Annotated in this window: 32 protein-coding genes; 14 read left to right on the top strand and 18 right to left on the bottom strand. The window is 36.3% G+C overall.

The window, feature by feature from the left end; genetic code table 11:
- Positions 1-53 precede the first annotated feature (53 nt).
- Together AC3WVA_RS09795 and AC3WVA_RS09800 are read left to right on the top strand one after the other, a co-directional pair.
- Positions 54-1,223, top strand: a complete 1,170-nt coding sequence (locus AC3WVA_RS09795) for a hypothetical protein (RefSeq protein WP_098344764.1) — start codon at positions 54-56, stop codon at positions 1,221-1,223.
- Positions 1,224-1,233: 10 nt separating this feature from the next.
- Positions 1,234-1,614, top strand: coding sequence for a hypothetical protein (locus AC3WVA_RS09800; protein WP_098344763.1), 381 nt, complete (start codon positions 1,234-1,236; stop codon positions 1,612-1,614).
- A gap of 278 nt (positions 1,615-1,892) precedes the next feature.
- Here the strand turns inward: AC3WVA_RS09800 and gerPF are convergent, their stop codons facing one another.
- The 7 genes from gerPF to AC3WVA_RS09835 form a co-directional block, all read right to left on the bottom strand.
- Positions 1,893-2,108, bottom strand: a complete 216-nt coding sequence (gene gerPF / locus AC3WVA_RS09805) for a spore germination protein GerPF (RefSeq protein ID WP_001141566.1) — start codon at positions 2,106-2,108, stop codon at positions 1,893-1,895.
- A gap of 42 nt (positions 2,109-2,150) precedes the next feature.
- On the bottom strand, positions 2,151-2,537 hold the full coding sequence (locus tag AC3WVA_RS09810) for a spore germination protein GerPE (protein ID WP_098344762.1): 387 nt from the start codon (positions 2,535-2,537) through the stop codon (positions 2,151-2,153).
- A 15-nt stretch (positions 2,538-2,552) separates the two neighbouring features.
- Entirely contained in the window at positions 2,553-2,747 is a 195-nt protein-coding gene (gene gerPD, locus AC3WVA_RS09815) for a spore germination protein GerPD (RefSeq protein ID WP_001102342.1), read from the bottom strand.
- Positions 2,748-2,753: 6 nt separating this feature from the next.
- Complete coding sequence (gene gerPC / locus AC3WVA_RS09820; protein WP_098344761.1) at positions 2,754-3,368, bottom strand: spore germination protein GerPC; 615 nt, start codon at positions 3,366-3,368, stop codon at positions 2,754-2,756.
- 68 nt (positions 3,369-3,436) lie between these two features.
- Complete coding sequence (gene gerPB, locus AC3WVA_RS09825; RefSeq protein WP_001012508.1) at positions 3,437-3,643, bottom strand: spore germination protein GerPB; 207 nt, start codon at positions 3,641-3,643, stop codon at positions 3,437-3,439.
- Between the two features lie 14 nt (positions 3,644-3,657).
- A complete protein-coding gene (gerPA, locus tag AC3WVA_RS09830) occupies positions 3,658-3,879 on the bottom strand; it encodes a spore germination protein GerPA (RefSeq protein WP_001111188.1) in 222 nt (73 codons plus the stop codon).
- A 96-nt stretch (positions 3,880-3,975) separates the two neighbouring features.
- Positions 3,976-4,155: an aspartyl-phosphate phosphatase Spo0E family protein gene (locus AC3WVA_RS09835; RefSeq protein ID WP_000462846.1), complete on the bottom strand. Its 180-nt coding sequence runs from the start codon at positions 4,153-4,155 to the stop codon at positions 3,976-3,978.
- 246 nt (positions 4,156-4,401) lie between these two features.
- On the opposite strand from AC3WVA_RS09835, the gene AC3WVA_RS09840 reads away from it, so the two are divergent.
- Entirely contained in the window at positions 4,402-5,301 is a 900-nt protein-coding gene (locus tag AC3WVA_RS09840) for a fumarylacetoacetate hydrolase family protein (RefSeq protein ID WP_176539104.1), read from the top strand.
- Positions 5,302-5,335: 34 nt separating this feature from the next.
- Here AC3WVA_RS09840 and AC3WVA_RS09845 read toward each other — a convergent pair whose 3' ends face one another.
- Positions 5,336-5,620 carry a hypothetical protein gene (locus AC3WVA_RS09845; RefSeq protein WP_098521071.1) on the bottom strand — a complete coding sequence of 95 codons (285 nt, stop codon included), beginning with the start codon at positions 5,618-5,620 and terminating at the stop codon, positions 5,336-5,338.
- Positions 5,621-5,730: 110 nt separating this feature from the next.
- Positions 5,731-6,921 carry an ornithine aminotransferase gene (gene rocD / locus AC3WVA_RS09850; protein WP_098521072.1) on the bottom strand — a complete coding sequence of 397 codons (1,191 nt, stop codon included), beginning with the start codon at positions 6,919-6,921 and terminating at the stop codon, positions 5,731-5,733.
- A 150-nt stretch (positions 6,922-7,071) separates the two neighbouring features.
- Here rocD and AC3WVA_RS09855 point away from each other — a divergent pair, with 150 nt between their 5' ends.
- Entirely contained in the window at positions 7,072-7,440 is a 369-nt protein-coding gene (locus tag AC3WVA_RS09855; protein ID WP_048526673.1) for a YisL family protein, read from the top strand.
- A 54-nt stretch (positions 7,441-7,494) separates the two neighbouring features.
- On the opposite strand, the gene AC3WVA_RS09860 is transcribed toward AC3WVA_RS09855, so the two are convergent.
- Positions 7,495-8,049: a DUF2777 domain-containing protein gene (locus AC3WVA_RS09860; protein ID WP_087957708.1), complete on the bottom strand. Its 555-nt coding sequence runs from the start codon at positions 8,047-8,049 to the stop codon at positions 7,495-7,497.
- Between the two features lie 239 nt (positions 8,050-8,288).
- Between AC3WVA_RS09860 and asnB the strand changes: the two genes are divergently transcribed.
- The 3 genes from asnB to katB all read left to right on the top strand — a co-directional run bounded on the left by asnB (position 8,289) and on the right by katB (position 12,809).
- Positions 8,289-10,136 (top strand): asparagine synthase (glutamine-hydrolyzing), encoded by a 1,848-nt coding sequence (asnB, locus tag AC3WVA_RS09865; protein ID WP_098344757.1) that lies wholly within the window; start codon positions 8,289-8,291, stop codon positions 10,134-10,136.
- Between the two features lie 187 nt (positions 10,137-10,323).
- A complete protein-coding gene (hemH, locus tag AC3WVA_RS09870) occupies positions 10,324-11,283 on the top strand; it encodes a ferrochelatase (protein ID WP_071758307.1) in 960 nt (319 codons plus the stop codon).
- Between the two features lie 59 nt (positions 11,284-11,342).
- Positions 11,343-12,809 carry a catalase KatB gene (gene katB, locus AC3WVA_RS09875; RefSeq protein ID WP_048526680.1) on the top strand — a complete coding sequence of 489 codons (1,467 nt, stop codon included), beginning with the start codon at positions 11,343-11,345 and terminating at the stop codon, positions 12,807-12,809.
- Between the two features lie 228 nt (positions 12,810-13,037).
- Here katB and AC3WVA_RS09880 read toward each other — a convergent pair whose 3' ends face one another.
- Positions 13,038-14,270: an ammonium transporter gene (locus AC3WVA_RS09880; protein WP_098344755.1), complete on the bottom strand. Its 1,233-nt coding sequence runs from the start codon at positions 14,268-14,270 to the stop codon at positions 13,038-13,040.
- Positions 14,271-14,483: 213 nt separating this feature from the next.
- On the opposite strand from AC3WVA_RS09880, the gene AC3WVA_RS09885 reads away from it, so the two are divergent.
- From AC3WVA_RS09885 to AC3WVA_RS09895, 3 genes are all read left to right on the top strand, one after another.
- A complete protein-coding gene (locus tag AC3WVA_RS09885) occupies positions 14,484-15,785 on the top strand; it encodes an alpha-amylase family glycosyl hydrolase (RefSeq protein WP_195756370.1) in 1,302 nt (433 codons plus the stop codon).
- A gap of 46 nt (positions 15,786-15,831) precedes the next feature.
- The gene (locus tag AC3WVA_RS09890; protein WP_098344753.1) at positions 15,832-16,059 is read left to right on the top strand and encodes a hypothetical protein; all 228 of its coding nucleotides are present in this window, start codon (positions 15,832-15,834) and stop codon (positions 16,057-16,059) included.
- A gap of 215 nt (positions 16,060-16,274) precedes the next feature.
- The gene (locus tag AC3WVA_RS09895) at positions 16,275-17,156 is read left to right on the top strand and encodes a helix-turn-helix domain-containing protein (protein ID WP_087957713.1); all 882 of its coding nucleotides are present in this window, start codon (positions 16,275-16,277) and stop codon (positions 17,154-17,156) included.
- A 710-nt stretch (positions 17,157-17,866) separates the two neighbouring features.
- Here AC3WVA_RS09895 and AC3WVA_RS09900 read toward each other — a convergent pair.
- Complete coding sequence (locus AC3WVA_RS09900) at positions 17,867-18,358, bottom strand: YajQ family cyclic di-GMP-binding protein (RefSeq protein WP_001040149.1); 492 nt, start codon at positions 18,356-18,358, stop codon at positions 17,867-17,869.
- 389 nt (positions 18,359-18,747) lie between these two features.
- Here AC3WVA_RS09900 and AC3WVA_RS09905 point away from each other — a divergent pair, with 389 nt between their 5' ends.
- Positions 18,748-19,602: a CvfB family protein gene (locus AC3WVA_RS09905; RefSeq protein WP_048526688.1), complete on the top strand. Its 855-nt coding sequence runs from the start codon at positions 18,748-18,750 to the stop codon at positions 19,600-19,602.
- A gap of 51 nt (positions 19,603-19,653) precedes the next feature.
- On the opposite strand, the gene prsA is transcribed toward AC3WVA_RS09905, so the two are convergent.
- Together prsA and AC3WVA_RS09915 are read right to left on the bottom strand one after the other, a co-directional pair.
- Positions 19,654-20,511, bottom strand: coding sequence for a peptidylprolyl isomerase PrsA (prsA, locus tag AC3WVA_RS09910; protein WP_048526689.1), 858 nt, complete (start codon positions 20,509-20,511; stop codon positions 19,654-19,656).
- Between the two features lie 129 nt (positions 20,512-20,640).
- Positions 20,641-20,772, bottom strand: a complete 132-nt coding sequence (locus AC3WVA_RS09915) for a DUF3941 domain-containing protein (protein ID WP_001120847.1) — start codon at positions 20,770-20,772, stop codon at positions 20,641-20,643.
- A gap of 100 nt (positions 20,773-20,872) precedes the next feature.
- Here AC3WVA_RS09915 and AC3WVA_RS09920 point away from each other — a divergent pair, with 100 nt between their 5' ends.
- The gene (locus AC3WVA_RS09920; protein WP_492321880.1) at positions 20,873-21,730 is read left to right on the top strand and encodes a YitT family protein; all 858 of its coding nucleotides are present in this window, start codon (positions 20,873-20,875) and stop codon (positions 21,728-21,730) included.
- A 25-nt stretch (positions 21,731-21,755) separates the two neighbouring features.
- On the opposite strand, the gene AC3WVA_RS09925 is transcribed toward AC3WVA_RS09920, so the two are convergent.
- From AC3WVA_RS09925 to AC3WVA_RS09935, 3 genes are all read right to left on the bottom strand, one after another.
- Positions 21,756-21,953 carry a DUF3813 domain-containing protein gene (locus tag AC3WVA_RS09925; RefSeq protein ID WP_000527393.1) on the bottom strand — a complete coding sequence of 66 codons (198 nt, stop codon included), beginning with the start codon at positions 21,951-21,953 and terminating at the stop codon, positions 21,756-21,758.
- Entirely contained in the window at positions 21,954-22,094 is a 141-nt protein-coding gene (locus tag AC3WVA_RS09930) for a hypothetical protein (RefSeq protein WP_030023925.1), read from the bottom strand.
- A 105-nt stretch (positions 22,095-22,199) separates the two neighbouring features.
- The gene (locus tag AC3WVA_RS09935; RefSeq protein WP_001041237.1) at positions 22,200-23,009 is read right to left on the bottom strand and encodes a Cof-type HAD-IIB family hydrolase; all 810 of its coding nucleotides are present in this window, start codon (positions 23,007-23,009) and stop codon (positions 22,200-22,202) included.
- Between the two features lie 492 nt (positions 23,010-23,501).
- Between AC3WVA_RS09935 and AC3WVA_RS09940 the strand changes: the two genes are divergently transcribed.
- Both AC3WVA_RS09940 and clpB read left to right on the top strand, forming a co-directional pair.
- Positions 23,502-23,681, top strand: coding sequence for a YjzC family protein (locus tag AC3WVA_RS09940; RefSeq protein ID WP_000531421.1), 180 nt, complete (start codon positions 23,502-23,504; stop codon positions 23,679-23,681).
- A gap of 210 nt (positions 23,682-23,891) precedes the next feature.
- A complete protein-coding gene (gene clpB / locus AC3WVA_RS09945) occupies positions 23,892-26,492 on the top strand; it encodes an ATP-dependent chaperone ClpB (RefSeq protein ID WP_098344752.1) in 2,601 nt (866 codons plus the stop codon).
- A gap of 33 nt (positions 26,493-26,525) precedes the next feature.
- Here clpB and AC3WVA_RS09950 read toward each other — a convergent pair whose 3' ends face one another.
- Positions 26,526-26,708: a YjzD family protein gene (locus tag AC3WVA_RS09950; RefSeq protein WP_001211116.1), complete on the bottom strand. Its 183-nt coding sequence runs from the start codon at positions 26,706-26,708 to the stop codon at positions 26,526-26,528.

The raw sequence follows: 26,708 nt of genomic DNA on the forward strand, positions 1-26,708 counted from the left end.
ATCCCCTTGAATTTGAGTATAGTTAAAATATACCATGAAATGAGTTGGAACATATGAATGAATTTAAAAAGAATCCAATTGCGACAGATGAAGATTATTTTGAGCTATCAGATCAAGTTTATGATGACGAAGTCTTAAAAAAGGGAGCAAAAATAACAGGATTTAATGGTCAAGAATGGAAAGTTATAGAAACAATAGATGCAGATAAAGAGAAAATAAAAAACGGATTGCAAGCAATCGCTGTAGTGCCTGCAGAAGAATATAAACCAAATAAAAAACATTACGAAAATATAATCTATTCATTCCGTGGAACAGAGTTCGGGAAATTTGATGGAGATTTATCTACAGACACATTTCAGATATCAGCTGGAATGAAAAAAAACTTAGGTATGGTAGATGGGAAGGTACAAAATCTACCTACATCATTTGATAGTGCGCTAGAGTTTGTAGATAAAGTGAATAAAAAATATGAACCAACTTCTGTTCATACTACTGGACACAGTAAAGGGGCTGCAGAAGCTCAATATGTAGCTGCAGAGAGGAATTTCTATACAACAACATTTGCTGCACCAAATATTTATCGCTTACTTAGTGATAAAGCAAAAAAAAGGGTAGATGAAGGAGTTATGGAAAATAAGGCGGTAGATTATACACATAAAAAAGATGCTGTAGGAAATTTTGAACAGTTCGGTGCACCTATGATTGGTAAACAATTTATAACAAAAAGTAATGGGGTAGATAGGGTCCTTGCGGTGTTATTTATGGGAGAACATCCTATGAAGACCTTTAAAGACATGTTCGGCAAAAATGGTAGTGTCCGATTAGAGTTAGAGCCTGATGAAATTATTAAGTATGCAAGAGAATTACAACAATTAGGCGATGTATTATCTACTGTAATTAGAAATATAGAGGAGTTTCAACAAAAAGAAGCGGAGAGAATTTCAGAGCTAAAAAGAAAATTAAAATATGAAACACAACCAGGTGGAAAATATCATCTTTTAGCAGAATATGAAATAGATGATGCTATTCGAGAAGTCGCAAAAATAACTCAAAATGGTCAAGAATATTTTTATAATGTCCAGCTTGCCGAAGAATTAATACATAATTTAAAAAAGAAACAGAGAGAATTAGAACAATTTGGGGAAGAAATTATCTATGCAGCTAATTCATTAAGAGACAAAGATGGTCAATTAAATGAAAATTTCAAAGGAGTAGTAAGGTGAGGGTTGAAAAATGAATTTCATTGAAGAAATAAGAAAAATAGAAAGTCAAATTGCTAATACAACAGGGGACTTAGCCAATCAAATTATTGATGAATTACAAGCTACTAAAAAACAACTCGAAAGACAAATGGAGCGTGTAATGCTAAAAACAGAGGTAGACCTGAAATCATTAGATATTATAAAGGAAGACAACCTTACTTTACAAAAAAATATTAGGGAATTTCACGTTCTACAAACTAGTATCCGTAATATAGCATCAAAATTAGAAGGAAGTTTTGAAAGTAAAACAGGTACTGCAATACAAGAAGTATTAAAAAAACATGAAAAAGAAACAGCCCATAACCTATTAGGTCAATATGTTCACCTATCAAATAGTTGTGGGAAAAGATGACGTATTTCTCTCAATTATCTAGATCAGTGTTTAGCGGGTTCTGTTAAGATACGAGTAAGAATGGGGCGTGGTGGTACCGAAAAACAACGCATAAATAGAGAGCAACAGAGCAACTTCCAATGGCTTCGTAAAATATGAATCAAGGAAATTTCTGTTTGAGTATGGCAAAAATACAGGATTTTATTCAAAGATTAAAAAAGTGTCTCTGGTGCTAAAGGCAGCGGAGACACTTTTTTACTGTCTACCTATAGAGGTACTGCAAAGAAACAGCTCTTTTTTTACGCTGTTCCAATTTGATCTTGATCGGCCACATCAGAATCAAACGTATTTGTTGCACTAACACCGTTAAACGTATTCACGACAAACCCAACATTGGAAGCTCCGGAACCATTATAAGCTTTCGTATTTTCTTTCGGAGACACGTTATAAAAATCTCCTAAATTAAAAGAACCATTACTGTTTTGAACGACGAGATTTCCAACAACAGAAGGCATACCATCCACCTACTTTACTAAGCTTTTTAATTACTATATGAATTATGGAGCGGAAGGTTCATCCGTAATATATTGGCGGATTTGCATAATACGAGAATTATTAAACCCATAATCAACGTTTCCAATTTGAAAGCAACCAGAATTTAAAAGTGTTCGCAATTCAACATTGTTTACTTCAATAAAAGGGCATTCATTTACAATGTTTAATTTTACATCTGTCGTTCGTTTCGGGATTGTAATGTATTCATCGGTAAAGATTTCAAAGGCATCTAAGCGACCTTCGTCTTTTATATAACAAGGAATTTCTCGGTGAACAGCAAGAGCTCTACTTTTTAACTCCATTTGATTTGCATCTCCAACTTGAAATACGGCAGCAATACCTAAAGAAATAATAGAAACATTTTCGACAATAGATACATGATGTAACATAATTTCTCAGTCTCCTTAACCTGGAGTAGGAGGGACATCTGTAACTAACGGTACAAACGGACCCTCTGTAACAGTTTCGAATGGTGTATCAAGAATAGAAGATAGAATGAGGAGATTTGCATCCCCGATTAAAAAGAGTGCGGACGACGATACACCGTTCATTTTAATCTGTCCGACTTTTAATTCACGATTTACAACGTTAACATTCATACATACTTACTCCTTTCGGAAATTGCCCGGTATGTGTTGAATAAAAGAGAGGAAGGCTTTGTCAATATCATGTTTCATTGCTTGAATAATGATATCTCGTAAGTAATCTGGATCTGTTGAAATCCCTTCATATGATTGCGCTTGAGTTAAATAATAAGGAAGTCTATGCTCCATCTGTTTTTTTATGTCATCCACCATCATTTGTCGATACATTTCATCGAGCGGTGTTCTCTCTTCTTGTTCAAAATGGAGAATTCGATTATATGCTTCTTCATCTAAGTAACGATGCATTTCTTGAAGGATACCTTGGTAAAAGTCTGGATTTGTTTCAGTTTCAGGATTGACCTTCAAAGTTTCTGTATCAACTTGAAAATCCTCGATTTGTTGCCCTTTTGCTGAAAATGGGTTTAAACCAATATTTAAAGTACCATTTAAATTTTCTACTTTTAATTGATCGAATTTGTATTCCACTTTTCCTACAGAAGAGGAGGGGCGATTTTTTAATTCGTTAAGCTCTTCTTGTAGTTGGCGCACTTGATCCTCTAAATTCAGGATGGATGCTTGTTGTATTTGAAGAGCTTGTTGAAGTTGGTGTAAGTAAGTATATATATCTTGATTCATTTTGTGAAACCTCCTTTTCAATAGGGAGGGTAAATACATTCCTGCTATATATTTATGACAAGGATGTCTTAAGAAGAACTAGTTGATGGTTTGATAGAAATAATTTGTCCTTTCGCCTGTAATGGGCGAAGTGGTTCTGTAAATCCGCCAGTATTTGAGAATTTAGATAGAGCTTTAATACTTCCAGCAGTACCAATTTGGAATACAGAAGAGGTTGTAATGCTATCAATTTTAATGCTGTTAATGATGATGCTTTGGTTTACGTAAAAATTCAATACAATCGCCTCCTTTAAGTTGAACCAATTATCGCTTGATCAACAACATCTGAATCATTAACAGTCGTTGCACTTTGATAATTGTAGACAGAAACATTATCTCCAACATTAAAAGAGCCGGCCCCAGCGAAAGCGCGTGAATAACTAATAGGCCTAATCGCAAATACATCTCCAATATGAAAAATACCACTTGATCCAATATTGACGATACGAATATGTCCGACCATAGCTGGCATACAAAACACCTTTCGTTTTTAAAGTTTTCTTTTCTACTATTGTATGGGCGTTTTCAATAAAATGTGTGTTTTTTTGAAATAAAAGAAACACACACGTTATTGTGTGTGTGTTTCGAGTGTTTGATTAGGGTGAAAATCCGTATGTACATGCCAAATTACATTTAAGAGCCTGTCCAGTTCTTGGCTACAATCCACTGTTTTTTGAGAAGTCATTCCGTAGCGTTCAGCAAAATAAATCATTTTTTCACGTTTTTTTTCAATCGCTTGCTCAAACATTGAAATCGGCTCCATCTCTAAATGAAATTTTTAGTATATATGTAGTACATATTATACAAAAATCCCATAAAAAAGAAATGTTTTCGCTAAAAAAAGTAAATTTTCTACATTTTATGTCAAATATAAAGGAGTAACGAATAGGATGGGTGAAGAATATTGTAAAAATTAGCGTGCATGAGAAGGTTTTTTTCTTACGAATGCGAATACAATTAAAAGGTATGAGTTTTAGGATGGAGAGTGGAAATATTGCGTTTGGTAACGGCAAAAAAAGATGAAAAGGTATTTGTAGGTATTGTGGATGAAGAGGAAGAGAAGGTATTGCACTTAAGAGAAGCGCAAAGGCAAAAAGGGGAAAAGGTTACGATTCCAATCACAATGTTAGAGTGTATTGAAAAAGGAACCGAATGTTTTGAAAAAATATGTGATATTGTAAATTGGGCAAAGGAAAATGAAGGAACGGCGTATTACCCGTTAACTGAGGTGAAAATATTAGCACCAATTCCAAGGCCAAGGAAGAATATTTTGTGCGTTGGAAAAAATTATCGTGAGCATGCGATAGAAATGGGCGGAGAAGAGTCGATTCCAGAAAATATAATGATCTTCACGAAAGCGCCAACGACAGTAATTGGAATGGATGAAAAAATTAATAGTCATCCCCACGCAACGAATGAACTAGATTATGAAGGAGAACTAGCTATTATCATCGGTAAACGAGGGAAACAAATAAAAAAAGAAAAAGCGCTTGAGCATGTTTTTGGTTACACCATTATAAATGATATAACTGCTCGCGATATTCAAAGGAAGCATAAACAATTTTTCCTTGGAAAAAGTTTCGATACATTTTGTCCAATGGGACCGTATCTAATTCATAAATCAATGGTTGAAACGCCAAATGCGTTACACATTGAAACGGTAGTAAATGGGGAAGTAAGGCAAACTTCAAATACAAATAAAATGATTTTTTCAATAGAAGAAATCATTTCAACGATAAGTAAAGGAATGACGTTAGAGCCAGGTGATATTATCGCAACAGGAACGCCGGCTGGTGTCGGAAAAGGTTTCACACCACCGAAATTTTTGCATGCTGGTGATGAAGTGGTCATCACAGTAGAAGGAATTGGTACTTTGCGAAATGTAGTGAAATGAAAAAAGAGCTATCTCGTGAAAAGATAGCTCTTTTCTATGGTCTTGGATGATAGAGGTAATCGATAACGGAAAAAGTGTAAAGACCAATGACTGCAAGTGTACAAATGCCAAATAGTATAACCGTAAGTGCGCTTTTTTCTCGTCTAAAACCAATGATAGTAAGAATAACAGTAGTCCAAAATGATACTTTCAGTAGTGTGAATGTAGTGGGAGTTGAGTAGTGACTAAGCAATGTTACGGAAAGTAGGAAGCCAAAGAATGTAACTAAAAGAAAAGATGTAGCTAAATAGTTAATATGTTTGCCGTATCTTAATAACATATCGCACCTCTTTTATGATTTTAAAATACAGAAAATTACAATTTAATTTTAGTATAAATCAATATAAAAAGAAAGAGGTTGTCCCAACATGTAGGACAACCTCTCTATTATTAAGATAATACAGCTTTAATTTTTTGGAACGCCCACTCTAAGTCTTCTTCAGAGATTACTAGAGGTGGTGCGATACGAATTACGTTTTCGTGTGTTTCTTTACATAATAGACCAGCTGCTTTTAGTTGTTCACAGTAAGGACGAGCTGGCTCGTTTAATTCGATACCGATGAATAAGCCTTTACCGCGAACTTCAGTGATCATTGGGTTATCAATCTCTTTTAATTGCCCAACTAATTTTTCTCCTAATTGAAGAGAACGCTCTGTTAATTTTTCTTCTTCTAACACTTCAAGAGCTGCGATAGAAACAGCACATGCAAGTGGGTTACCACCGAATGTAGAACCGTGAGAACCTGGCTCGAATACGCCTAAAATGTCGCGGTTTGCTGCTACACAAGAGATTGGGAATACGCCGCCACCAAGCGCTTTACCAAGTATGTACATGTCAGGAGTTACACCGTCCCAGTCACAAGCAAATACTTTACCAGTACGACCTAAACCAGTTTGGATTTCATCCGCTACAAATAAAACGTTTTCTTTTTTACATACTTCAAGAGCTTCTTTTAAGTAACCAGCTGGTGGAATGTTAATTCCTGCTTCACCTTGGATTGGCTCTAAAATGAATGCAGCTGTATTTGGTGTAATTGCGGCTTTTAACGCTTCTAAATCACCGTAAGGAATTACGATAATGCCAGGAAGCATTGGGCCGAATCCACGTTTGTACTCTTCGTTTGAAGACATAGAAACAGCACCCATCGTACGTCCGTGGAAGTTATCTTCACAAACGATAATTTCAGCACGGTTTGCTTCTACGTTCTTCACATCATAAGCCCAGCGGCGAGCTGTTTTAATTGCAGTCTCAACAGCCTCTGCACCTGTGTTCATTGGAAGTACCATTTCTTTATTAGTTAGTTTCGCAACTTTTTCGTACCAAGGACCTAATTGATCGCTATGGAAAGCACGAGAAGTTAACGTAACACGATTAGCTTGGTCAATTAAAGCGTTAATAATTTTTGGGTGACGATGACCTTGGTTTACTGCAGAATATGCACTTAATAAGTCCATATAGCGGTTTCCTTCAGGATCTTCTACCCAAACGCCTTCTGCTTTAGAAATAACGATCGGAAGTGGGTGATAGTTATTTGCTCCATATGTGTCTGTAAGTTCGATAATATCCTTAGTTTGAATCATGATTGTTCCCCCTTTTGTTATTACAAGAAGTTTGTAAATACTCTAAATATTATATCATTTAAATGTAAAAAAGCGAAACATTTCCTGAAAATAAATGAACATGTTATCATATAGAGTGAAAAAGTGTGAAAAGAGGAGGTAAGGGATACGATGGTACATATGCATATTACAGCATGGGCGTTAGGTTTAATTTTATTCTTCGTTGCGTATTCACTTTATTCAGCAGGAAGAAAAGGTAAAGGTGTACATATGGGTCTTCGCCTAATGTATATCTTAATTATTGTGTCAGGCTTCATGTTGTACATGAGTATTATGAAAACAGCAACAGGTAGCGTGCACATGTGGTACGGCCTGAAAATGTTAGCCGGCATTTTAGTTATCGGCGGAATGGAAATGGTTCTTGTAAAAATGAGCAAAAACAAACCAACAGGGGCGGTTTGGGGCTTATTTATTGTTGCGCTAGTAGCGGTATTATACTTAGGACTAAAATTACCAATTGGCTGGTACGTATTCAAATAAAAACAAAACCACCTTATAATCTCAAAGACTTGGGAAATAAGGTGGTTTTTATTTTTATGTCGCATCGATATGCAACTCTTCTCCGTTTACTTTCGTAAAACGAAACATATTTTTATTTGACGCAGCATGACGAACAAAATGGTGCTGCAATGTACAAATCATCTCCTCGTTATCAAATAAAAGAATATTTACTCCTTCGCATGCTTCCTCTTTCGGTAAGAAAGATAAATAATTATGACAATACATGCAATCATATAAAGAGTAATGAAGTGATTGCAATGATTCCGTTAATAACGTAAAGACGGAGTCAGGTAACTCTTCAAGCCATTCCGTATAGCTAAGCAGTAATTTTTTTCGAATGCGTATCATCTCACCGTTTTGCAGGTGGTGCTGTTCATTGGCGATTTGTAATACATCTTGTTCATAGAAACGAGCTGGTAGCCAGTTGTTGTTATATAAAATCTCAAAGCCATCTTCGGCAATATCTTCTAATAAAAATGCTTCATCATTTTCATCATCAAAGAATACCCATTCATTGTTTATATATTCTACATTACCGACCGTATGAGCACGAGGCTGGTTATATAAAATATGGTTACGTTGTATCATACACGATTTCTCCTTTATGAAAAGTAGTTATTTCTGTTATAGACAGTTCGCGCATTCTTTATAACTAGACACATCTAGACATAGGTGGGCATACAATAAAACACGTTTTACTGAGTGAAAATGCTATTCCGTATGTGGATAGTAGGTTATCGTTAAGTTTTTCATTTTTTAATCCGCATCCCTTAGGGTGGGGATTACTGCACGTTCGAGAAAAGAAATAAGATGGAAGGATGATTTATATGTGCGGGATTACAGGATGGGTGGATTATAAACGCTCATTAGAAGGAGAGCGAGACGTCATTACGAAGATGGCTGAGACGTTAGCGAAGCGTGGCCCAGATGATAATAAAGTTTGGATTAAAGGCAATGTTGCATTTGGGCACAAACGGTTAATCGTTGTTGATCCTGAGGGTGGGAAACAACCGATGACTTGTTTAAAAGATGAAACGAATTATGCAATTTGCTATAACGGTGAACTGTATAATACGGAAGATATTCGAAAGGAACTATTAAGAAGAGGATATACGTTCAAAGGTCATTCTGATACGGAAGTACTATTAGCGTCGTATATGGAATGGAAAGAAGAATGTGTCGATCATTTAAACGGTATATATGCGTTTGCTGTATGGGATGAACAGAAAGAACAAGTATTTATTGCGCGGGATCGATTAGGTGTAAAACCGCTATTTTTTAAATATGATAGTGGGCGGTTACTATTTGGTTCAGAGTTAAAAGCGATATTGGCTCATCCTGATGTGAAGGCGGAAGTAACGTTAGAAGGATTATCCGAAATATTTGGTCTTGGGCCATCTAGAACGCCTGGTCACGGTATTTATGCTGGTATAAAAGAATTACGTCCAGGTCATGCGATGACATTTTCAAAGAACGGTTTATGTATATGGAGATATTGGAATGTGGAAAGTAAAAAGCATGAAGACTCTTTTGAAGAAACAGTAGAGAAAACGCGCTTTTTATTACAAGATGCGATTACAAGGCAGCTCGTTTCTGATGTACCACTATGCACTTTTCTATCAGGTGGTGTAGATTCGAGCGCAATTACAGCAATTGCTGCGAAAGAATACGCACGGTCAGGAAAAGGGCAATTACACACATACTCTGTCGATTATGAAGATAATGACAAATACTTTAAAGCGAATGCGTTCCAGCCAAATTCAGATGCACCATTTATTCATTTGATGACGGAGACGTTTGAAACGATTCATCATCGCTGCGTCATTTCAAATGAACAATTAGCACAGTATTTAACGGAAGCTGTACTCGTTCGTGATTTGCCTGGTATGGCAGATATCGATTCGTCATTATTATGGTTTTGCCGTGAAATTAAACAAGATTTTGTCGTCGGTTTATCTGGGGAATGTGCAGATGAAATATTTGGTGGTTATCCGTGGTTTTATAGAGAAGACGATTTACAATCGAGTGCGTTTCCGTGGATGCGCTCTACAGAAGCACGTGAACAACTGCTAAAGAAAGAATGGAGAAATAAATTAAACCTACAACAATATGTACAACAGCGCTATGAAGAATCCATTCAAGAAGTTCCTGTTTTAGAGGGAGAAAGCCCAATTGAAGCAAAGAGACGACAACTATTTTACTTGAATATGGTATGGTTTATGACAACATTATTAGACAGAAAAGACCGTATGAGCATGGGCGCAAGCTTAGAAGTACGCGTTCCGTTTGCAGATCACCGACTTGTCGAATATGCGTGGAATATTCCTTGGGAAATGAAAATGTATAAAAACCGCGAAAAAGGTCTATTGCGTAAAGCGTTAGAAGGATTACTTCCAAATGACATCTTATATAGAAAGAAGAGTCCGTATCCGAAAACGCATAATCCGCACTATACGAAAGCAGTCACAGTATGGCTACAAGATTTATTAACGGATAAAGGATCAATTTTACACGAACTATTTGATAAAGAGCAGCTGGGCGGATTAATTGAGTCAGGCGGCAGTGCATTTCAATCACCTTGGTTCGGTCAATTAATGACGGGCCCTCAACTTTTAGCCCATTTAGCGCAGATTCATGTTTGGTTTAAAGAATACGGGGTAAATATTAAAGAATAGAAGAAAAGCGACTTACTTTTATGTAAGTCGCTTTTTATTAAATAAATTGTCAAATAAAATTCAAAATCATATTAGAAAAAATGTTTATTTAGAATAATTATTTTGACGTACTTATTATTAGTTGTTATAATTGGAAACAAATGTTCTTGAAAAAGATTCTCATTTATAAAATTGAGGTGTTATATAGATGACAAAGAAAAAAATAGGTTTGCTCGTAATGGCGTATGGAACGCCAGAATCATTAGATGATGTAGAAGCGTACTACACACATATTCGCCACGGTCGTAAACCTTCCGAAGAAGCACTCCGAGACTTAATCGGGCGCTATAAAGCGATTGGCGGAATTTCACCACTTGCAAAAATTACGAAAGAGCAAGCGCATAAATTAACAGATTCTATGAATAATATATTTACAGAGTATGAATTTACTTGTTACTTAGGCTTAAAACATATTGCTCCATTTATAGAAGATGCAGTAGAAGGGATGAAGCGCGATGGAATTGAGCAGGCGATTAGTATCGTATTAGCGCCGCACTATTCTACATTTAGCATTAAAGCGTATAATGACCGTGCGATTCGTCTTTCAAAAGAAATCGGTGGTCCTGTTATTGAACCGATTGAACAATGGTACGATGAACCGAAATTTATTTCCTATTGGGCAGATCAAATAAAAGAAACATTTACAAAGATTGAAGATAAAGAGAAAGCAGTCGTAATTTTTTCAGCGCATAGTTTGCCAGAGAAAATTATTGCGGCAGGGGACCCTTATGTGGAGCAATTGCAGCATACAGCAGATTTAATTGCGGAGGCTGCCGATATTCAAAACTATACAATTGGTTGGCAAAGCGCTGGAAATACGCCTGATCCATGGATTGGACCGGATGTGCAAGATTTAACGAGAGATTTATTTGAAGAGCATGGATATGTATCTTTCGTATATTGCCCAGTTGGGTTTGTAGCAGAGCATTTAGAAGTTTTATATGACAACGATTATGAGTGTAAAGTTGTAACTGATGAATTAAATGCCGCATATTTTAGACCAAATATGCCAAATTCACAATCTGTATTTATCGATTGCTTAGCTGAAATTGTTTCCAAAAAAATGAAGGAAATAGTTGACAAGAACTCAGTTTTGAATAATAATTAGTTTATAATAATTTTAAATAAATAATAATTACTATGAAAGAAAGAGGAGGATCCCCCTAGATGAATCCAAATAATCGCTTAACAACAAACCAAGGTGCTCCAGTTGGAGACAACCAAAATTCTCGTACAGCTGGTCGCCGTGGACCGGTATTATTAGAAGACTATCATTTAGTAGAAAAACTCGCGCACTTTGATCGTGAACGTATTCCGGAGCGTGTTGTGCATGCACGTGGTGCAGGTGCTCACGGTGTATTCGTAACGAAAAACAGCATGAAGCAATATACGAAAGCAGCATTTTTACAAAATGAAGGAACTGAAACGCCTGTATTTGTTCGTTTCTCAACGGTTATTCATGGTCAAGGTTCTCCAGAAACAGCTCGTGACCCACGTGGGTTCGCTGTTAAATTTTATACAGAAGAAGGAAATTACGATATCGTAGGTAACCATTTACCAGTCTTCTTCATTCGTGATGCAATTAAATTCCCTGATATGGTGCATTCTTTAAAACCAGCACCTGATACAAATATTCAAACGCCAGATCGTTACTGGGATTTCATGACGTTAAGTCCAGAATCTACACATATGATGACATGGGTGTTTTCTGATTACGGTACACCAGCAAGCTATCGCGAAATGGAAGGTTTCGGTGTCCATTCATTTAAATGGATTAATGCAGAAGGAAAAATCGTCTACATTAAATATCACTGGAAACCACAGCAAGGTGTACGTAACTTAAATGCAAAAGAAGTGCAAGAAGTACAAGGAAAAGACTTCAACCATGCAACTCGTGACTTGTTCGATGCAATCGAAAAAGGAAATTATCCGAAGTGGGATTTACACGTACAAGTGATGCAACTAGAAGAAACGGATTCTTTAGATTTCGATCCATTAGACCCAACAAAAGTATGGCCAGAAGATCGCTTCCCGTTAATTGAAGTAGGAACAATGACGTTAAATCGTAATCCGAAAAACTTCTTTGCAGAAGTAGAACAAGTGGCGTTCTCTCCAAGTGCAACTGTAAATGGTATTGAACCATCTGAAGATAAATTATTACAAGGTCGTTTATTCTCTTACCCAGATACACAGCGTTACCGTCTTGGTGCAAACTACTTACAAATTCCTGTAAACTGCCCATACGCAGCTGTTCATAACCAACAACGTGATGGGGCAATGCAAATCAATCAAAACCCATCTACAATCAACTACGAACCGAGCCGTCATGCTGAAAATCCAGTTGAAGACCCAGCTTACCGCGATTCAACTATGAAAGTAGAAGGCTACGTGTCTCGTGAAAAAATTGACAAACCAAATGACTTCAAACAAGCGGGTGAGCGTTACCGTTCATTCTCTAAAGAAGAGCAAGACAACTTAATTGCAAACTTAACAAATGACTTAAAAGACGTAAATGAACGCACGAAATTATTAGCTGTTTGTAACTTCTTCCGTGCAGATCAAGAATATGGAATGCGTTTAGCACAAGCGTTAAATGTTGATATTACGCAATATGTGGGAAATGCTCCGAAATAAATAGGAAAAGGCGACTGTGAAACGGTCGTCTTTTTTTGTAAAGTTACGCCGGGGTATTCTTCAGTTTCGTTATGTCGGAATTTGTTAGTAAATAGATATATCGTGTCGAAACGTCGATATATCGAAATAATCGCTGATATATTCGCCGGAATACCAGTGTGGTATACCTAGGCAACAACTAAACTAAAAAGAGATGCAATCTATTACCGATAGATTGCATCTCTTTTTTTAGTTCACTCGCTCCGTATATTCATAAGCTTTCTCCCCATGCATCGAAATATCAAGGCCCATATGTTCTTCATGTTCATCTACCCGAACGGGGAGGAAGAAGTTAATCGCTTTAATAATAGCATACGTCATGATGATCGTGAATGTATATGTTGCGCCGATTGCTACAAGTTGTTTGAACAGTAAAGCGGCGTTTCCGTAAAATAATCCGTTCGCACCATCGCTGTTTACAGTAGTAGTTGCAAATAGTCCTGTCGCAATGCCGCCCCAAGTTCCGCCGATGCCGTGGCATCCGAATGCATCGAGTGTGTCGTCGTATCCGAATTTTGTTTTTAAGAAAAAGACCGCTCCGAAGCATAATACGCCGCCGATCGCTCCGATAAGAAGAGCTGAGAAAGGTGTAACGAACCCACAAGCTGGTGTAATAGCGACTAAACCGGAAACGACTCCACAAGCAGCTCCCATCGCAGTCGGTTTTGATTGAAAGAACCATTCTGACAGCATCCAAGTTAATGCGGAGGCAGCAGCGGCTATATTTGTGTTAATAAATGCAGTTAAAGCTACATCATTTAAAGATAATGCGCTACCGACGTTAAAACCGAACCAGCCGAACCATAGTAAACCTGCGCCTAACATCGTAAATGGTAAATGGTGAGGAGAAGAACCGTTTATGTTTTTTCGTTTCCCTAGGAAAATAGCTAATACAAGGCCGGCGACGCCAGATGTAATATGAACGACATTACCACCAGCGAAGTCTAACGCGCCAAGCTCTCTTAGCCACCCGCCAACGCCCCATACCCAATGAGCGACAGGATTGTAAACGATTGTTGTCCATAGAAGGATGAAAATAAGGAAAGCTGAAAATCGCATTCTTTCGGCGAATGCACCTGAAATTAAAGCGGGAGTTAAAATAGCAAACATAAGCTGGAACATCATAAATAAATTGTGAGGAATAGTAGATGAGTAGTCTGGATTTGGTGCGTAGGTAACTTCGTTTAAACCGAACCAATCGAGTGTGCCGATAAGTCCGTGCCAATCGGGTCCAAATGATAAAGAATAACCAATTACAATCCATTGAATCGAAACGATAGCCATTGCGCTATAACTATGCATTGTCGTACTAAGTACGTTTTTACTGCGAACCATGCCCCCATAGAAAAGTGCCAAGCCTGGTGTCATTAACATGACCATTACTGTTGATACAAACATAAAAACAGTATCTCCCGTATTCATTCTCTCTCCTCCTATAATGTTAGAAAATATAACATTAATTTGTTATGTTTCATATCATATTCGAAATAAAAAGAAAAATCAACTAAAAATTCAGAAAACTTTTTGGTTCGTGTTAGAAAAACTAACATGAGATAATTTGAGAAGAATGAAATCAACGTATGCGATTCGTTCGGATAATTGGTATAATATTCTTACAATTAAAAAACATGGGGGATGCGTGTGGGGAAAATACATACTAGGAAACTGTTCATTTATTTTTGTTTAGCTGTCGTTTTATTTGTACCAATACATACGTTTGCAGATGAAAAAAGAGAGTGGCGAGACGAAGTTATATATTCCATTATGATTGATCGCTTTAATAATGGAGAACCGAAAAATGACAAACAGTTAGAAGTTGGTAATTTAGAAGGGTATCAAGGCGGAGATATAAGAGGGATTATAAAAAGACTGGATTACATAAAAGAAATGGGATTTACCACTGTTATGCTTTCACCGCTTTTTGAAAGTGGAAAGTACGATGGATTAGACGTGTACAATTTTCGAAAGGTAAATGAACATTTTGGAACAGAAAATGATGTGAAAGAACTTGTACAAGCTGCTCACGCAAAAGGAATGAAAATTGTACTTCAATTTCCGCCTGGAGAGAACGAACAACAAGTCATCGACGCGATGAAATGGTGGATCAAAGAAGTCGATTTAGATGCAAGTTATGTAATACATAGTGAAAAAAAGTCGCGTTCTTTCTGGGATGACGTGCAAAAAGATATGCAAGCGATAAAGAAAGATTTTCGTATTATGGCAAAAGAAGATAGTGAATACAACGAAAAAATGGTAGGAGCGTTTTCTAAAGCGGACGTATCGGTGAAACCTTTATATGATGTGAGTAAAAAAGAAAGGGAATCCACTACATTTTTAGATAATCAAGATACGAAAAGATTTGCTCGTATTGCAAAAGAGAATATGAATTATCCGCCATCTCGCTTGAAACTAGCCCTTACATATTTATTAACAACACCAGGTATTCCGAATTTTTATTACGGAACTGAAATTGCATTAGATGGAGGGGATACTCCGGATAATAGACGATTAATGGATTTCAAATCAGATGAAAAGTTTATGCAGCACATAACGAAACTCGGTGAGCTTAGACAATCGAGACCATCTCTACGTAGAGGTACGTTTGAGCTTCTATACGATAAAGATGGAATGAGTGTACTAAAGAGAAAGTATAAAGATGAAGTGACAGTAGTAGCGATTAATAATACGAAAGAAACACAAAAAGTTGCTTTACCTGTAAGTGCAATTGGCGAAAAACAAGAGTTACGAGGATTGTTAGAGGATGAAATTATAAGAGAAGAAAACGGAAATTTTTATCTTGTTTTAAAGCGTGAAGAATCAAATGTGTATAAAGTTAACGGGGAAACAGGTGTGAATTGGCTATTTATCTCTTTAATTGTTGGTGTGAACGTATTGTTTATTGCGTTTTTACTTGCGGTTAAAAAGAGGCGGAAATGAGTAGCGTTTTTTAGTAGTTTTTCTTTAGTTTAAGGTGGTGAGGTATTTGCGGAAAAAGAAGTGGTTCGCTCTATGCTTATGTGCTTTTATCGTATTCGTAAGTTTTTATTTTTGGGACAACCGTGATGATGGGGAATTTGTTCGGTGGGGAGATAGTGTTCATTCTGTTGATACGGCAGTTCTGAAGAGAAACGATATAAAATACAAAATCGAAAATGATAAAGTATACATTCCTAAAAAATCATTTGATAAAGCAATACGGTGTTGCTCTTAATAAATGCGAAATCTCGGTGGGACAGGCTAAGGAGAAAACTTTCTCCCTAGTCTGTTTTTCTATGAAGTAAGACTCTCACCTCGAAATGCAGCTGAGCAAAGAAGTAAAAAGTCTGTAAGAGCAAACAATAATTGCAACTATACGAATTTTACATTACATTAAAGGATGAAAAATAGTCTTATACTCATTAAGGGTTACACATTTGAGGAGGAAAAATGGAATTTTACGATTTGGGTATTACCATTAAAGAACTTAGAGTGAAAAAGAATATATCACAATCTGAATTGTGTCATGGAATATGTTCACAAAGTCAAATTAGCAAAATAGAAAAAGGTATGATTTTTCCATCGAGTATATTGTTATATCAACTATCTGAAAGACTTGGTATTGATCCGAATAATATATTTGCACTAACTCAAAATAAAAGATTGAAATATGTAGAAAATGTAAAATGTGTAATAAGAGATTGCATAAAGCAAAAACAATATACAGAACTTTATGAGATAGTAAAAAAAGAAAAAGATGAAAATGCTTTCCAGACAAAAGAAGATAAACAATTTCTACTATGGCATGAAGCAATTGCTATATTTATGGTGAATAGATCAACAAAAACGGCTCTAGATCTTTTAAACAATGCATTAAAACTAACGTTAACCAATGCTGATTTTTTATCTGAAAGAGAAATAGATATTATGCAGACAATGTCCATATTTTATGCGGAAAATAAAGAATATGAAAAAAGTATTGATATATTAAGAAAATGTTTAACTAACTTTAATAAGTTAGATTTTCCTAGAGATAGAGAAATTAAATTAAAAATCATTTTTAATTTAGCGAACTGTTTAGGTCAGGCATATCAACATGAAGAGGCAATGAAATACCTTGATAAGGGCATCAAATTAGCTATTAATCTAAACACGTTATACCTATTAGGTGAACTATACTATTTAAAGGGCTGGAATTTATTAAGGATTAAAGAACATAATGAAGAAGATGTTGTTGATAACATGAAAAAAGCATTATTTATATTTGAACTAACAGAAAAAGAGCATTATATAAAAAGGATTAAAGAAAAATATTTAAAAAAACATCTATAAATGCTTAAAAATTCCTTATACATAGAACAAAACCTACAGGGAAAATGCCCGTAGGTTTTACGCTTATAAACATCTTATTATTTTCTATAAACTTGATTCTAAAATCGTTTTTGAAGTTTGTATCCTTGTTAATAATTTATATTTCCGTCTATATAGTATTAAAATTAAGTTGATGCGATTATCGCATTACATATGTTTCTTATACCAAGCTTTGTTGATGTGTTTGCACTTCGCTGGTGTTGAAGTTTTAGATTTATCCTTGAGTGTAGTCATATTATTAGAACATCCTGCAATATGTAGACAGAATGTAGTTAATAAAAACCATAGTATTAATTTTTTCAAATAACCACTTCTAACTCTTTTTTAATGAATATTTTTCATAAAACAAATTCCTTACTCATTGTACATTACATGAAAGGGTGGAAAATATTCTTATACTCATAATTTGTTACATTTGAGCCGGGAGGGGGGATTGCACCGATTTTCAAAAGGGCTTCCTTGATTTATCCCCCCACCTCAAAATTCAGCGAAAGCAAAGAAGTTAGGTGGGGGTCTTACTGCTCATAAAAGTCCGATTGGTGAGGGCTAATAATCAGTGGGGATGAAGAAAACCCCACTGATTAAAGTTTCACTTTATGCAAACTATCCGATTGTGAGTTTCCCTACCGTTAAAAAGAAAAACATCCTCTGCAGAGAGGATGTTTTTCTTTTTAGCGGTAATTAATGAATTGTACGTCAATCGGTAAATCAGCACTGCGAACTGCAGCGATAACTGCTTGTAAGTCATCACGGCTTTTCGCTGTAACACGTACTTGGTCATCTTGTACTTGTGTTTTTACTTTTAATTTCATTTCTTTAATGATGTTGTTAATTTTTTTCGCGTTATCTTTATCGATACCTTGTTGAAGTGTTGCGCGTTGGCGAACAGTGTTACCAGTTGCAGCTTCAACTTTTCCGTAATCTAAGTTCTTAATTGGAACGTTACGTTTTACAAGTTTAGAAATTAGAACGTCTTTTACTTGTTCTAATTTGAACTCGTCGTCAGAAGTTAAAACAAGTACTTCTTTTTCTAATTTAATATCACTTTTACTTCCTTTAAAGTCATATCGGTTTTGGATTTCCTTTAATGCGATATTAATTGCGTTTGTTACTTCAGGTAATTCTACTTTCGAAACGATGTCAAAAGAACTATCTTTTGCCATAGTTAGCACCTCCAAATAAATTTCTAATCTTTTTATGTACTGTACATACTAAAGTATAGCTGAAAACGAGTCTAGACTTAAGTGTTTTCATACTTATATTCATGTAACCTCATTTTATTATAGTGAATTTTGGGCAGTTGGACAAATAAAGGAAAAATCGTGTTATAATTAACTTTTGTTTGGAATGATAAAAAGATAAAAAAGTTAATTTTACCCCGCATTAACGGGCAGTAAGACTCCCACCTAAAAATTCGACTGTAGCAAAGAAGGGAGGCGGGAGATCAACTGCCCGTAAAAGCCCGATTGGTTCAACTAATAATCAGTGGGAAGGAACAAAACCCCCACTGATTAAAGTTTCACTTTATATATAGAGAAGGGAATTAAAAAATATGTATTTACAAATAGGATCGATTGAACAGGTAACTGTTTTACGCGAAACGGAAATCGGATATATGGTTGGGAATGAAGAAGAAGAAATTTTCCTACATAAAAACGAAGTAGCTGGAGAAATTGAAGAAGGCGATACGATTGATGTATTCTTATACCTTGATCATCAAAATCGTATTTCAGCAACAATGAAAGAGCCAATTATTACAACGTATGATTGGAACTGGGTAAAGGTTGTAGAAGTTATTCCTAGTTTAGGTGTGTTTGTTGATATTGGTGTATCAAAAGATATACTAATCCCGGCTGATGAGTTCCCAATTTATATGCCAGTATGGCCAGAAGTTGGAGACGAATTATATTGTACGCTAAAATTAACGAATCGTGATCGCCTTATCGCTCTTCCGGCAAGAGACAGTGATATGCAAGAAATTATCGTAGATGCGACGCCATCTATGCGTAATAAAAACGTAAATGGACGTGTGTATCGTTCACTTCAAGTTGGTTCATTTATACTAACTGATGAGCATTTCCGTGCTTTCTTACACCATACGGAAAGAAAAGAACAAGTCCGCATTGGTGAACGTGTAACTGGTCGTATTATTGACGTGAAAGATGACGGTACAATTAACATTTCACTTCTTCCTCGTAAAGAAGAGGGAATGGAAGATGATGCTGCAGTAATTTATGCATATATGGAAGAACGAGGCGGAGCAATGCCGTTTTGGGATAAGAGTTACCCAGAAGACATTAAAGAACGTTTCAATATGAGTAAAGCTGCGTTTAAGCGTGCGCTTGGTAAGTTGATGAAAGAAGAGAAGGTTTACCAAGAAGAAGGTTGGACGTACTTTAAGAAGTAAAGGAAATAAAAAGCACCACCTTATATTTTTCAAATATAAGGTGGTGCTTTTTTAATTCCCTTGCTCATGTACAAGACTAAACGTATCTTCCAAGTCACTATCGTTTATTTTAATATTTGCCTTTTTTAATTCTTTTTGTAATAGCTTTTTGCTGAATATAGGGTCAGCGAGACGCTCTTCTTCTAAGTGTTTGCGAATAGAGTCTTTCACTTCATCATAAGGTTTTAACTCTTTTTTATCAGTTAATTTAATAATGTGATAACCGTTTGGTGATGTAACAGGATTGCTAATTTGTCCGACCTTTAGTTTGTAGGCAGCTGTTTCAAATTCAGGTGCCATTTTGCCTGAATTGAAGTATCCAAGGTCTCCGCCTTTTTCTTTTGATAGTAAATCTTGTGATTCTTGCTTTGCTAATTCTTCAAATGAAGCACCAGCATCTAATTTTTTCTTTATTTCTTTCGCTTCGTTTTCATCGCTTACTAAAATATGGCTCGCTTTAATTTCTGGTTTATAGTGATCTTTCACGTCTTTTTCTGTAATGCTTTTCTTAATTGCTTCATTCATAGCAAGTCTGAACTTAATTTGATTTTTGAAATCAGCCTCATCTTTTAAACCGTTGTTTTTCAATACGTTTTTAAATTGGTCTCCGTATTGATTTTTCGCTTTTTCTACTTCTTTATCTACATCATCGTCAGATACTTTATATTTTTTTGTAATAACGTCTTGCGCCATCATTTCGTATAGCATGTCTTTTCCGTAACGATCTTTCAACTGTTTTTCGAAGTCGCCCTTCGTAATGGTTGAGTCTGTTGCTGTAGCGACTGTGTCTGAGTCGTTTTTTTGTCCACAAGCAGATAGCATTAATATACTTAGTAGTGCAGTAATAATGAAAATGTGTTTTCCTCTCATGCCAACACCTCATCCGAATATGTTATCGCTATTGTAGAATATAGAAGTGAACATGAAGTGAATTTTTAATGTTTTTTCCTGTGAAATGTAAAAAAAGTACATCAACAATATTGTTGATGTACGATGGAATCAAAGGTGATCGGTCTTTTTAGAATAGGCACGCTTACCTTGCTGAATATTTTTTTGTTCTTGCTCATTTTTTTGTGCGCGTTTTGCATTATTATCGCGTGCTTTTTTATCGTTGTCACTCGTATGTGGCATATGTATCAACTCCATTTCTAAACGTTGTACGTTTATCATTTCCTTTTTCGTAAAGACTATGTATAGCAGTGCATTCATGAATAATAAGGGTGGATTAGAAATGGATTTGAAGTTGAATTATGCCGAACTTATAAAGAAGTTAATCGTTGTAATTGTTGCAGGTTTGTTAAATGCGATTGGAATGAATTTATTTTTAACGCCAGCGAAAGTATATGCGAGTGGATTTGCTGGATTATCTCAATTGTTATCACAAATATTAGGGGACTTTTTATCCATTCATATATCAACAGGGGTATTGTTTAGCTTATTTAATATTCCTGTCGTTATTTTAGCATGGAAAAAGGTTGGAAAGGCCTTTACTTTCTTTAGTTTTCTTTGCGTTATATTTATGACTTTGTTTCTAGAAATTATCCCGGTTAGAGCAGTTTCGAATGACATCATATTAAATGCGATTTTTGGAGGGATTATTTCGGCAATAGGTGTAGGTATTGCGTTGAAGTGGGGGGCTTCTACAGGTGGTTTAGATATTATCGCCATGATTTTATCAAAGATTAAAGATAAGCCTGTCGGTACGTATTTTTTCTTCTTTAATGCACTGATTATTATCGCTGCTGGCTATGTGTATGGGTGGGAAAAAGCATTGTATACTTTGGTAACTTTGTATGTGTCAACGCGAATCATCGATGCGATCCATACGCGTCATGTGAAGATTACAGCTTTAATCGTTACGAAGAATGGGGGGGATGTACGAAAGGCGATTCACTCACGCTTAGTGAGGGGGATTACAACTATACCGGCAACAGGTGCTTATACGAATGAAAATAAGGAAATGTTAATGATTGTTATTACCCGTTACGAGCTATATGAATTAGAGAGGGTTATTAAACAAGTGGACCCAGGGGCATTTACAAACGTACTGCAGACGGTTGGGGTGTTTGGATTGTTTCGAAAAGATTAAAGAGGACCAAAGCCGGTCCTCTTTTTTAATGCAAATTCGTAATATTTTGCAACTGCTCTTGCATTTCGCGTAGCTGAACTTTTTCAGCTGTTGAAGAGTTTGCATAAGCAGAATGCAACGCGTTTTTTGCTCTATATACGAGATCTTGTTGCTCAGCGCCGCTTGAACAAGATACGGCATTTGCAACAGCATCTCTAGCTTGTTGGAATAGTAAGTTCCCCATTTAGACCCCTCCAAAAGAAGAGTTACTTCTCGTTTTTTCTGCCTCAGCTAATGTACCTCTGTACGGGAATCTTGCATCATGCTTCATAACAGCATCGGCTCCTTGTTGGATAAAACGTTTTGATTTGTTCTTTTTACCCATTCGAAAAACCCCCTTTATTTAGCTGAAAACAATCGACGCGCTGACTTATGCGTCTAATGATAGTATGAGCGTTTGGCGAGAAACTATAAGCAGGGAATTTTTAGATTACAATCCAAGAACCTCTTCTAAATATAGTGCAATACCGTCTTCCTCGTTCGTTAACGTCGTATGGTTTGCGAGTGATTTTAATTCAGGGATAGCATTTCCCATTGCGATGCCGTGACCAGCAAATTCAATCATTTCAAAGTCGTTATCCTCGTCACCGAAAGCGATAATTCGCTCTTGTGGAATGTTGTAATGACTTGAAATTTTTTGTAATCCGACAGCTTTATTTAATCCGCTTTTTACAATTTCAATAATCGGCCAAGGTGCGCCCCATTTTCTATGGTCGATTACTTCAGCATGCATATCAGTTAAATGTTGACGAATTGCAGTAGAATGCTCGTCATGTGCGTCAATTAATAAGCAAGTTGGATGATCGTTTAAAATATTTAATAAGTCTCCTGTAAAAATATTTGGAGAACCGAATTCGAAAATATGTTTTTTATCTTCATCAATTTCACGAACGTACACATCGTCCATTACTTCAGCGTATATATTTTTTACGCCAAAATCAAAGCAAGCTCGGACAATTTCTTGCGCTGTTGCTAGCTCAAGAGGAGAGTGATGTGTGCCCCACTTTGAATCAAGAGGATGATGTACGTATGCGCCATTAAAGTTTACGATTGGTGTATTTAGACCAAGTTCTTTATAGTAATCATAACTAGCGCGGAATGGACGTCCTGTTGAAATAACAACGATATGTCCTTGTTCCTTTGCCTTTGCAATTGTATGTTTTGTGCGAGTGGAAATTATTTTGTTGTCTGTTAATAAAGTGCCGTCTAAGTCTAATGCGATTAAATGTTGTTTGTTCATAATTTCACCTCTTATAATAATTTTTTTGTATCTATCTGTATTTCCGTTTTTAATATGCAGAAATAAGAGGTTAGACTGGGTGAGACCACCAAAGATGGAAAGTTCACTATATATCCATCTTACGTCGCAAAGTGCTGCGGTGTCTACTATTTCTCGCTGGAAATCAAGAAAAGTCAACATCTTTTTAGAAAGTTCAAACAATGTTTCTTTCATTATGGACAAATTGTGAAAAGGGTTACATTACTCGTATGATGAGGCTTATAATGAACATGTAATCTTCTCGTATATGTTTGACTCTCCTTTGAAACTGGCCTATAGTAGGTTGGTTTCTTTTTTTTCTACAAATAGGAAAGAAATCCCTTCCTAAGCTTGTGTCATTCATGTATATGTACAAGGATGAAATATAGTACTTGTTTCCTAAACATGACAGACAAGCTTTCTTTTAAAATGGATATACTAATGAGGCAAAGACGTCATGGAAGGAGAATGGAAATGGGACAAAATCGCAGGTTTCGTTCTGGACAAAAAGCGCCGAATGATGGCATTTACGTAGAAATTGGTGAAACGGGAAGTATGGTAAAAGATCCGCAAATGGTAAAACTAACTGCTGGTGAAAAGTTTCCAGATAACACGAATCATAATCGCCAGTGGACATATAAAAGAAAACCGTAACAGAAGCCGCAATCGTTATTGCGGCTTTTTGTCGTTACACATTATAATTTCATTTACCGTAATTTTTTAAGTAGCATAATGAATTTTCCCTTTTTCTTTTTCCAATAATAAGTTTGAAAATACATAAGCAAAATTATTGTATAAAAAAGTCAGTTGGCGTATAATCAAATCAAAGGTCAAAGAAAGTCAAACATTTGGAGGACTGTAAAGATGGACTTAAATCAAATGACAACGAAAACACAAGAGGCGATTATGAGTGCCCAATCTTTAGCGGTGTCTCATCATCATCAAGAAGTAGATACTGTTCATCTCTTGTTTACATTATTAGAAGAGCAAGATGGGTTAGCAGTACGTATTTTTCAAAAAATGAATGTCGATATAGAAGCGTTAAAACAAGGTGCTGAAAGTTTAATTAAGAAAAAGCCCTCTGTAACGGGAAGCGGTGCAGAAGCAGGTAAATTATATATAACAGGTGCTCTGCAACAACTACTTGTAAGAGCCGGAAAAGAAGCAGAAAAATTGCAAGATGACTACATTTCAGTCGAGCATGTATTGCTTGCTTTTTCTGAAGAAAAAGGCGATATCAATCAATTATTCACAAGATTTCATATTACGAAAGATAACTTATTACAGTCTTTAATGACAGTTCGGGGGAATCAAAGAGTGACTAGTCAAAATCCAGAAGCAACTTATGAAGCGTTAGAAAAATATGGCCGTGATTTAGTGGCGGAAGTAAGAGCGGGGAAAATTGACCCTGTTATCGGCCGCGATAGTGAAATTCGCCGTGTAATCCGCATTCTTTCACGTAAAACGAAAAACAACCCGGTTTTAATTGGTGAGCCAGGTGTTGGTAAAACAGCGATCGTTGAAGGATTAGCACAGCGTATTGTGAAGAAGGATGTGCCTGAAGGATTAAAAGATAGAACAATCTTTGCATTAGATATGAGTGCGCTTGTAGCTGGAGCGAAATTCCGTGGTGAATTTGAAGAGCGTCTGCAAGCTGTATTAAATGAAATTAAAAAGAGTGAAGGCCGCATTTTATTATTCATTGATGAACTTCATACAATCGTCGGCGCTGGTAAAACAGAAGGTGCGATGGACGCAGGAAATATGTTAAAACCGATGCTTGCTCGCGGTGAACTGCATTGTATCGGAGCGACGACGCTCGATGAATATCGTAAATATATTGAGAAAGATCCAGCGTTAGAAAGACGTTTCCAACAAGTATTAGCAGAAGAACCAACTGTTGAAGATACAATTTCCATTTTACGTGGTTTAAAAGAGCGTTTTGAAATTTATCACGGTGTAAATATTCATGACCGCGCGATTGTAGCAGCATCTGTTTTATCAGATCGATATATTTCGGATCGTTTCTTACCAGATAAAGCAATTGATCTTGTTGACGAAGCGTGTGCAACGATTCGAACAGAGATTGATTCTATGCCAACAGAATTAGATGAAGTAACGCGCCGCATTATGCAGCTGGAAATTGAAGAAGCAGCTCTTGGAAAAGAGAAGGACTTCGGTAGCCAAGAACGTCTAAAAACGTTGCAACGTGAATTATCGGATTTAAAAGAAGTTGCAAGTGGTATGAGAGCGAAATGGGAGAAAGAAAAAGAAGATATTCACAAAGTACGTGACTTACGTGAACATTTAGAGCGTCTGCGCCGCGAATTAGAAGAAGCAGAAGGGAATTACGATTTAAATAAAGCAGCGGAACTTCGCCACGGAAAAATTCCTGCAATTGAAAAAGAGTTAAAAGAAGCAGAAGAAATGGGCGCACATAATAAACAAGAAAATCGTTTATTACGTGAGGAAGTAAGTGAAGAAGAAATTGCTGATATTGTTTCACGCTGGACTGGTATTCCTGTTGCAAAACTCGTTGAAGGTGAACGTGAGAAATTACTACGCTTAGAGCAAATTTTATCAGAACGTGTCATCGGACAAGAGGAAGCGGTAAGCTTAGTATCAGACGCAGTTCTTCGTGCGCGCGCTGGTATTAAAGACCCGAACCGTCCAATTGGTTCCTTCATCTTCTTAGGACCGACTGGTGTTGGTAAAACAGAACTTGCAAAAACTTTAGCGCAGTCTTTATTCGATAGTGAAGAGCAAATGATTCGTATCGATATGTCTGAGTATATGGAGAAACACGCTGTGTCACGCTTAATTGGTGCGCCTCCTGGATATGTTGGATATGAAGAGGGCGGTCAATTAACAGAAGCAGTAAGACGTAAACCGTATTCCGTTATTTTATTAGACGAAATCGAAAAAGCACATCCAGAAGTATTCAACATTTTATTACAAATGTTAGATGACGGACGCATTACAGATTCGCAAGGACGTACAGTAGACTTTAAAAACACAGTTATTATTATGACTTCAAATATTGGATCTGCTCATTTATTAGATGGTTTAGAAGCAGATGGATCAATTAAAGAGGAATCAAGAGAACTTGTGATGGGACAATTAAGAGGACATTTCCGACCAGAGTTTTTAAACCGTGTCGACGAAATTATTTTATTCAAACCTCTTACAACGAATGAAATTAAAGGTATTGTTGATAAAATTGTAAAAGAATTACAAGGTCGTTTAGCTGACCGTCATATTACAGTAGAATTAACAGACGCAGCGAAAGAATTTGTTGTAGAAGCTGGCTTTGATCCGATGTACGGAGCTCGTCCATTAAAACGATATGTACAGCGTCAAGTTGAGACGAAATTAGCGAGAGAATTAATTGCAGGAACGATTACTGATAACAGTCACGTAGTTGTGGATGTAGAAAATAACGAATTAGTCGTTCATGTGAAATAAAAAAAGAGTTCGGATAAAATCCGGACTCTTTTTTTAGTGTTGTTCTACTGGCTCGTTTGGAATTGCAGCTGAAATTGCTAGTACTAATACCGCAAGAACAACTGAGAAAATAGACGCTTGGTTAAAATCGTATGTACCGCCAGTCATAGAGCCGATTACGTAGCTCATCATATGTACAAGCAAGAACGACCAAATTAATGCCCAAATGAAACGCAT

This window comes from Bacillus sp. EB106-04-02-XG92 (assembly GCF_058791995.1).

Excerpts from the sequence above, each read along its gene's own strand:
- AC3WVA_RS09795 (WP_098344764.1), top strand. The coding sequence starts at position 54 with ATGAATGAATTTAAAAAGAATCCAATTGCGACAGATGAAGATTATTTT.
- gerPA (WP_001111188.1), bottom strand. The coding sequence starts at position 3,879 with ATGCCAGCTATGGTCGGACATATTCGTATCGTCAATATTGGATCAAGT.
- AC3WVA_RS09920 (WP_492321880.1), top strand. The coding sequence starts at position 20,873 with ATGGATTTGAAGTTGAATTATGCCGAACTTATAAAGAAGTTAATCGTT.
- AC3WVA_RS09950 (WP_001211116.1), bottom strand. The coding sequence starts at position 26,708 with ATGCGTTTCATTTGGGCATTAATTTGGTCGTTCTTGCTTGTACATATG.
- AC3WVA_RS09835 (WP_000462846.1), bottom strand. The coding sequence starts at position 4,155 with ATGTTTGAGCAAGCGATTGAAAAAAAACGTGAAAAAATGATTTATTTT.
- AC3WVA_RS09810 (WP_098344762.1), bottom strand. The coding sequence starts at position 2,537 with ATGTTACATCATGTATCTATTGTCGAAAATGTTTCTATTATTTCTTTA.
- AC3WVA_RS09880 (WP_098344755.1), bottom strand. The coding sequence starts at position 14,270 with ATGAATACGGGAGATACTGTTTTTATGTTTGTATCAACAGTAATGGTC.
- AC3WVA_RS09895 (WP_087957713.1), top strand. The coding sequence starts at position 16,275 with ATGGAATTTTACGATTTGGGTATTACCATTAAAGAACTTAGAGTGAAA.
- AC3WVA_RS09855 (WP_048526673.1), top strand. The coding sequence starts at position 7,072 with ATGGTACATATGCATATTACAGCATGGGCGTTAGGTTTAATTTTATTC.
- AC3WVA_RS09860 (WP_087957708.1), bottom strand. The coding sequence starts at position 8,049 with ATGATACAACGTAACCATATTTTATATAACCAGCCTCGTGCTCATACG.
- katB (WP_048526680.1), top strand. The coding sequence starts at position 11,343 with ATGAATCCAAATAATCGCTTAACAACAAACCAAGGTGCTCCAGTTGGA.
- gerPF (WP_001141566.1), bottom strand. The coding sequence starts at position 2,108 with ATGCCTTCTGTTGTTGGAAATCTCGTCGTTCAAAACAGTAATGGTTCT.
- rocD (WP_098521072.1), bottom strand. The coding sequence starts at position 6,921 with ATGATTCAAACTAAGGATATTATCGAACTTACAGACACATATGGAGCA.
- hemH (WP_071758307.1), top strand. The coding sequence starts at position 10,324 with ATGACAAAGAAAAAAATAGGTTTGCTCGTAATGGCGTATGGAACGCCA.
- AC3WVA_RS09845 (WP_098521071.1), bottom strand. The coding sequence starts at position 5,620 with ATGTTATTAAGATACGGCAAACATATTAACTATTTAGCTACATCTTTT.
- AC3WVA_RS09940 (WP_000531421.1), top strand. The coding sequence starts at position 23,502 with ATGGGACAAAATCGCAGGTTTCGTTCTGGACAAAAAGCGCCGAATGAT.
- asnB (WP_098344757.1), top strand. The coding sequence starts at position 8,289 with ATGTGCGGGATTACAGGATGGGTGGATTATAAACGCTCATTAGAAGGA.
- AC3WVA_RS09925 (WP_000527393.1), bottom strand. The coding sequence starts at position 21,953 with ATGGGGAACTTACTATTCCAACAAGCTAGAGATGCTGTTGCAAATGCC.
- AC3WVA_RS09905 (WP_048526688.1), top strand. The coding sequence starts at position 18,748 with ATGTATTTACAAATAGGATCGATTGAACAGGTAACTGTTTTACGCGAA.
- prsA (WP_048526689.1), bottom strand. The coding sequence starts at position 20,511 with ATGAGAGGAAAACACATTTTCATTATTACTGCACTACTAAGTATATTA.
- AC3WVA_RS09800 (WP_098344763.1), top strand. The coding sequence starts at position 1,234 with ATGAATTTCATTGAAGAAATAAGAAAAATAGAAAGTCAAATTGCTAAT.
- clpB (WP_098344752.1), top strand. The coding sequence starts at position 23,892 with ATGGACTTAAATCAAATGACAACGAAAACACAAGAGGCGATTATGAGT.
- gerPC (WP_098344761.1), bottom strand. The coding sequence starts at position 3,368 with ATGAATCAAGATATATATACTTACTTACACCAACTTCAACAAGCTCTT.
- gerPD (WP_001102342.1), bottom strand. The coding sequence starts at position 2,747 with ATGAATGTTAACGTTGTAAATCGTGAATTAAAAGTCGGACAGATTAAA.
- AC3WVA_RS09900 (WP_001040149.1), bottom strand. The coding sequence starts at position 18,358 with ATGGCAAAAGATAGTTCTTTTGACATCGTTTCGAAAGTAGAATTACCT.
- AC3WVA_RS09885 (WP_195756370.1), top strand. The coding sequence starts at position 14,484 with ATGCGTGTGGGGAAAATACATACTAGGAAACTGTTCATTTATTTTTGT.
- AC3WVA_RS09935 (WP_001041237.1), bottom strand. The coding sequence starts at position 23,009 with ATGAACAAACAACATTTAATCGCATTAGACTTAGACGGCACTTTATTA.
- AC3WVA_RS09915 (WP_001120847.1), bottom strand. The coding sequence starts at position 20,772 with ATGCCACATACGAGTGACAACGATAAAAAAGCACGCGATAATAATGCA.
- AC3WVA_RS09930 (WP_030023925.1), bottom strand. The coding sequence starts at position 22,094 with ATGGGTAAAAAGAACAAATCAAAACGTTTTATCCAACAAGGAGCCGAT.